Source organism: Nostoc sp. (assembly GCF_036917675.1).
In the GTDB taxonomy this organism is placed as follows: domain Bacteria; phylum Cyanobacteriota; class Cyanobacteriia; order Cyanobacteriales; family Nostocaceae; genus Nostoc.
In genome coordinates this window covers 87,427-93,572 of the sequence record NZ_JBALCT010000059.1, presented here as the reverse complement: position 1 = coordinate 93,572, position 6,146 = coordinate 87,427, and the positions used below count along the sequence as shown (strand labels likewise).

The 6,146-nt window shown below is 42.9% G+C and carries 4 protein-coding genes; 2 read left to right on the top strand and 2 right to left on the bottom strand.

Features of this window, described 5'->3' with window-relative positions; all coding sequences use genetic code 11:
• Positions 1–337: 337 nt before the first annotated feature.
• Positions 338–1,459, top strand: a complete 1,122-nt coding sequence (locus tag V7K31_RS22515) for an endonuclease/exonuclease/phosphatase family protein (RefSeq protein WP_335096952.1) — start codon at positions 338–340, stop codon at positions 1,457–1,459.
• Positions 1,460–1,782: 323 nt separating this feature from the next.
• On the opposite strand, the gene V7K31_RS22510 is transcribed toward V7K31_RS22515, so the two are convergent.
• Both V7K31_RS22510 and V7K31_RS22505 read right to left on the bottom strand, forming a co-directional pair.
• Positions 1,783–3,534, bottom strand: coding sequence for an ABC transporter ATP-binding protein (locus V7K31_RS22510; protein WP_335096951.1), 1,752 nt, complete (start codon positions 3,532–3,534; stop codon positions 1,783–1,785).
• A 360-nt stretch (positions 3,535–3,894) separates the two neighbouring features.
• Entirely contained in the window at positions 3,895–4,548 is a 654-nt protein-coding gene (locus V7K31_RS22505) for a hypothetical protein (RefSeq protein ID WP_335096948.1), read from the bottom strand.
• Between the two features lie 476 nt (positions 4,549–5,024).
• On the opposite strand from V7K31_RS22505, the gene galE reads away from it, so the two are divergent.
• On the top strand, positions 5,025–6,023 hold the full coding sequence (gene galE, locus V7K31_RS22500) for a UDP-glucose 4-epimerase GalE (protein ID WP_335096947.1): 999 nt from the start codon (positions 5,025–5,027) through the stop codon (positions 6,021–6,023).
• The last annotated feature ends 123 nt before the right edge of the window (positions 6,024–6,146 follow it).

Genomic DNA, 6,146 nt, shown 5'->3' with positions numbered 1-6,146 from the left:
TGCCTGTGAGTTCAACGGTCCAGAGAGAAAAACTTTTCTCTCTCGACAATTAATCCACCCTGCCTCCCCGCAAGCGATGAGGGGGCTATGATGTACTTCATGTGATTAGGAAACGCTATATATTTAATTACGCCTACCTACTTAATAATTGACACTTGACATTTAACACGGTACTTACTCGACTGCAAATGTAGTTCAAAAATCTAGCCGCAATTTCCTTTGATGCTAGTATTTATTCCCAAGTGGAATGCTTCCCTTTACCCAATTTAAAACTTATCTTAACTGAACTATATTAGCAAAAAGACTAATCTAGAAAGTAGGTTCATTGGAAGAGAGAATGAAATTCATCAAATTGCTACTACTTAGTATTCCTCTCATCTTCTTTGCATGGATTAGTCCACTGCAACTTAGTGCAATAGCTCAATTGTCAACTCCTTTACCTTTAGTTGCGGAACGTGAAACAACATCTCTGAAAAATTCACAGGATGTATTAACTGTTGCAACTTTTAATGTGGAGAATTTAGACCCTAAAGATCAACGCTTTGATAATATTGCCAAAATTATTGCTAATAATTTGAACGCACCGGATGTGATCAGTTTAGTTGAAGTTCAGGATAACAACGGGCCAATTAATGATAACGTTGTCAATGCCAACCAGACTTACCAAAAACTGATTGCGGCGCTTGAAAATATCGGTAGTCCAGGATATAACTTTGTGGATATTGCACCCAGCGATGATCAAGATGGTGGAGAACCTGGAGGTAATATTCGTGTTGGTTTATTGTTTCAACCCAGCCAGATAACTCTCGCAAAAGCGCCTAGAAAAGGCGGTTCATTAGATGCTGTGGCTATTACTGAAGGTTCAAATGGTTTTGACCTCTCGCTTAACCCAGGTCGGATTGACCCAACAAATAGTGCTTTCGATCAAAGCCGTAAGCCACTTGCAGCAGAATTTATATTTAACGATCAAAAAGTGTTTATCATTGCTAATCACTTTATTTCCAAGCTTGGAGGTTCTCCCAGCGATGCTAAACGAGTGAAACAAGCCGAAATCGTGAATGAATTCGTAGCGCAACTACTACAAGTTGACCCCGAAGCCAAAGTAATTGTATTGGGTGATTTAAACGATTTACCAGATTCCTTACCTTTGAAGACCTTGAAGGGTAACATTCTTGAAAATCTGACGGCTCGTTTACCTCTTAGCGATCAGTTTACTTTCAAATTCCGAGGAAATCTTGAACTTATTGATCATTTGTTGGTTAGTGAAAATCTTTCCCGTTTTGCTAAACCGGAGATTGACATTGTTCATGTCAATGTTGGCTTTAGTAAACCTGTTAGTGACCACGATCCGGTGATTGCAGCGTTTACATTACCTGCTAATCAGTCTACCTCTGATACCATTCCTGTTGTTAGCCAACCCACACCCGTAAGTGATTCGGCGATTATATTGCCTGAATGAGGAAAAGGGCCAGGGAGCAGGGTGGAAAACCCCATAAATAAATTTACTTGCTCTGAAACCCTTTTCGCTGAATTTCAAGGTAATGAGAATCTACTTGTGCTAGATATTACATTAGCAGAACGGGCATACTATATTTTTAAGTTTCCTCGTTCCCATACTCTGTATGGGAATGCATTCATTGAGTCTCTGGCTCAATGTCTGGACTGGAGGCAGCAGCCCCTAATCAGCCATTCCTAGCTTTGCATGGGAACGAGAGAATTTAGTTGCTCTGAAATCCTTTTCGTAGGTGAATTCCAGTATCTTTCTCCCCTGCCCCCTGAACGTTAATGCAGTAATTCTTCAACTTGATGTTGGCTCCACAAAGTTCTGTATAAACCCTGTTGTTGCACCAGTTGAAAATGATTGCCTATCTGAACAATTTTTCCCTTTTCCATCACAAAAATTCGGTCAGCCGCCGCCGCCGCCGATAATTGATGGGTAATGAAAATTACTGTTTTGCGTTCAGTATCACCAGAGAGATTTTTAAGGATTCGCGTAGCTGTTTGATTATCCACACTAGAGAGGGCATCATCCAAAATTAATAGTGGAGCATTGACCAACATAGCCCTAGCCAAGGCAGTACGTTGTCGTTGACCGCCAGAAAGATTAATACCGCGTTCACCAACAATAGTTTCATATTGCTGGGGAAAATTGTTAATTTCTGATTCAATTTGGGCAAGTTGAGCGACAGATTCTACCTGCTCTTGTTCGCTAAGTGGATCACCGTAGCGGATATTATTTTTGATTGTAGTGCTAAATAGAAAGCTATCTTGAGGAACATAGGCGATCGCACCTCGTAAATCTGCCAAAGCTATTTTAGTAATATCCAGCCCATCTAAAAACAATTGTCCTGATTCAATATCCAGCAAGCGCGGCAAAGCATTGGCCAAAGTAGATTTCCCTGAACCAATTGCCCCAACAATAGCCACGGTTTCTCCCGGAGCAATGGTAAAGTTAAGATTTTCTAAAGCTGGAGTAGTGGAACCAGGGTAAGTGTAGGTGAGATTTTTAGCTGTCACTTCTCCTTTAAGTTCAGCTATTGATAGATGTATAGCATCAGCTGTGTCTTTAATTTGCGGTGTGACAGAGAGAATAGATTCCAGCCTATCGATACTAACTTCACCCCGTTGGTAAGCAGTAATTGTGAATCCTAAAAGGGCTGTGGGGAAAACTAGACGCTCTACATAAATTAACAGTGCTAAAAAGTCGCCAACCTGAAGGGTTCCAGAAGACATCTGCGCCGTCCCTAGCCAAATGATTACCAGTGAACTGATATTAGCTAGCCCGCCAATTAAAGGAAACAGTGTATTTCGGAGTTTTGCCATTTCCAGGTTAGCCGCTAATAGCTCCTGATTTTTTTTAGCGAAGGCTCGACGCTCATTTGCTTCTTGAGCATAGATTTTAATTAAGGCAATGCCACTAATATCCTCTTGGATGAGTTCGCTGATGTCAGACAGTTGCTCTTGGACTGCTGCTTGTTGTTTGCGTAAGCGATCGCTAAACAGACTCACCAAGAAGAGCATAAAAGGGTACACTGCCAGAGAGGCTAGTGTGAGATTCACACTAATCGCCAGCATGACTGGCAGTGTCAGGGCGTAGGCAAACACCGTATTTGCCAAACTCAAAACTGCAAAACCCAATAAACGCTTGATATTGTCTACGTCACTGGTAGCGCGATTAATCAAATCGCCAGCAGTATTACTGGCAAAATAGGCCGGTTCCAGCTTGAGCAAGTGTTCAAAAATCCGTTGTTTCAGGTCAAATTCCACCTGACGCCCCACCCCAAATAGCCAAATGCGGGATGCCATCCGCATTAACCACATGGCTGAACTGAGCAAGACAATGATTACTACGTAATGTAGTATTTGGTCTCCACTGAAGGTTGTCGAGAGTTTATCAACACCAACACGAATCAACCAAGGGATATAAACGCCCAGTGCATTTACAGATAACAAAGCGAGAATCCCTAAGGACGCCTCCCGCCAATGGGGTCGTAAGTAAGCACTGAGTTGAGCGATTCGTCGAGATTTTGCCATTAAAGCAATTTTGCAACTTTATCATCCTAGATTAACAAGTAAGAATTCAGGAGTCAGGAGTAAGAATTCAGGAGTCAGGAGCCAGAATTCAGAATATAAACGGCTTTAAATCCCTCACCAAATTCAAAATTTTTTGGTCTTCAAGATGCTCTCTACGAGACGCTGCGCGAACGCGCACTCGCTCTAAGCGAACGCGAATAGCGTCTCTAAGAGAAGGCATGCCGAAGGCGTTGCCTCTGGTTCGCGGTAGGGTCTCCCCTTGGGAGAAGAGAAGGCTTTACGCTACGCTATCAGTGGCGGGTCTAAATTCCCCACTGATTCCATTCTGAATTCTGTATTCTGAATTCTGACTTCTTTTGATTACCGTTGAACACGCATGAACCTGTAAATTTCAACGAGATAACTTTCCCAAGTTCTTGTCGTCAATTGCAACGTTTGTGCGTCCGGTACAAAGTCTTCAAGTCGTAAACCGCGTGTGCGAATATCTTGAACATTTCCTTGTAATAGGTAGGGAGGCACTCTCAAATTATAAGAAAGAATGCGATCGCCTGTTACATCTGAGACGTTCGCTGTGGTGGTTGGTTGCCCTAATGCCACCAGTATCCCAGATGTTGGTGCAGCAGTTGCTACATAGGTTTCACCTGTCATTGCTAGAGGTGCCCGATAAAGGAAATAGGCGACTGCTGGTGTACTTGCCAACAGCAAAATCGTCAGCGCCCAACCGATCAAGATTCCTCCTGGTTTCTCTATTCCACCTCCTTTGATTTTCTGAGCTGCAAAAATCATCAGTAAAACAGAGGCTCCTAGAGGCTTGAGTGGAAAAGATAGCATCCTCCACAACGATGCCACAGCTGGTTCATTGGGGTTAAGAAATGATAGGGCAACGATTATCAAGATAACGACTAAGATTAATCGCCCTACAAAACTTCCAGAGGGATAAAATCGCTGGAACAGAGAATATACGATAGTGCCAATCAGCAGCCACAGCAGTACTCGGCTTAACAATAGAAACATAGATTATTAACTCTCAAATTTTCTGGTGCAGTGAGCCAGTATGGTGGTGAGGCAGTCCACCTTTATGGGGGTTTTCACGCCATTTGCTTTTCCTGTCAAAGACGCTCTTGCTAGCTTGCTTCTCCGTAGGAGTGCAACCGGGGGAACCCCAGCAACTAACGCAGAGGCTCCCCAAGAGGAACTGCCGTGCATGATTTCCCTGTATAAAACAACTAAGGACTTCTTAGCGATCGCGACGCTAAAAGCGTCACCCGTAAGGGTCAACCTAGAGGTTTCAGGAAATGGATTTATTTTATTGTCAAATTGTAATCGCACTGTTTGACTTAAAATATCTTAAACCTCACACCCAAAGACTACCGTCGTAGTGATTTTAGTGCAATTTTTTGCCAGTGCGTCTAATATTTATAATTTTCCTGAAGAGTAATGTGACACAGGTAAACTAAATTGATTGAGTAATCCACTCAAAAGGAAAAACTATGTCGCCTGGAAAGCCTACCATTTTGGTAACAGGGGGAGCTGGATATATTGGTTCTCATACGGTGCTTGCTTTGAAGCAAGCGGGTTATAACGTTGTTATACTTGACAATCTGGTTTATGGGCATCGTGACCTGGTAGAAAGGGTTTTACAGGTAGAACTGATAGTAGGGGATACAAACGATCGCGCCTTGCTCGATCACCTATTTAAAACCCGCGATATTGCTGCTGTGATGCATTTTTCTGCCTATGCCTACGTAGGAGAATCGGTGACAGACCCTGCCAAATACTACCGTAATAACGTCGTTGGCACTTTGACTCTGTTAGAAGCAATGCTGACGGCATCTGTAAATAAATTTGTCTTTTCTTCTACCTGTGCCACTTACGGGGTGCCGGAATTTGTACCCATTCCAGAAACCCATCCCCAAAATCCGATTAATCCCTATGGCGCTACTAAGCTGATGGTAGAGCGGATTCTCTCTGATTTTGATGTTGCTTACGGTTTGCAATCAGTGCGTTTCCGCTATTTTAATGCTGCTGGTGCTAATCCCAGTGGCTTACTTGGCGAGGATCATAATCCAGAAACCCATTTGATTCCCTTGGTGCTAATGACAGCTTTAGGCAAACGAAAATCTATCTCAATTTTCGGCACTGATTACCCCACGCCTGACGGTACTTGTATTCGTGATTATATTCACGTTAACGATTTAGCAGATGCCCATATTTTGGGATTGGAATATTTATTAAAAGGTGGGAATAGCGAAGTTTTCAATTTGGGTAATGGTAGTGGCTTCTCTGTCAGAGAAGTCATTGCAGCCGCCGAGGAAGTAACAGGAATTTCGATACCAGTAGAAGAACGCGATCGCCGTCCTGGCGATCCGCCAATTCTCATTGGCACCAGCGAGCAAGCCAGAACAATCTTAGGCTGGCAACCTCAGTATCCATCCATCCAAGATATTGTCGCTCATGCGTGGCAGTGGCATCAACAGCGACACCGTTAAGAGTTAGAAGTAGAGACGCGATTAATCGCGTCTGTTAGTAAATTTTAGATTTTTCCGTCAATTCAAAATCTAAAATAGCTAAGTCTTGAATACATAACTCTCAACTCCTGACTCATAACTCTT

Bases quoted from the DNA above. Each gene is read 5' to 3' on its own strand.
- V7K31_RS22515 (WP_335096952.1), top strand. From the start codon at position 338: ATGAAATTCATCAAATTGCTACTACTTAGTATTCCTCTCATCTTCTTT.
- V7K31_RS22510 (WP_335096951.1), bottom strand. From the start codon at position 3,534: ATGGCAAAATCTCGACGAATCGCTCAACTCAGTGCTTACTTACGACCC.
- V7K31_RS22505 (WP_335096948.1), bottom strand. From the start codon at position 4,548: ATGTTTCTATTGTTAAGCCGAGTACTGCTGTGGCTGCTGATTGGCACT.
- galE (WP_335096947.1), top strand. From the start codon at position 5,025: ATGTCGCCTGGAAAGCCTACCATTTTGGTAACAGGGGGAGCTGGATAT.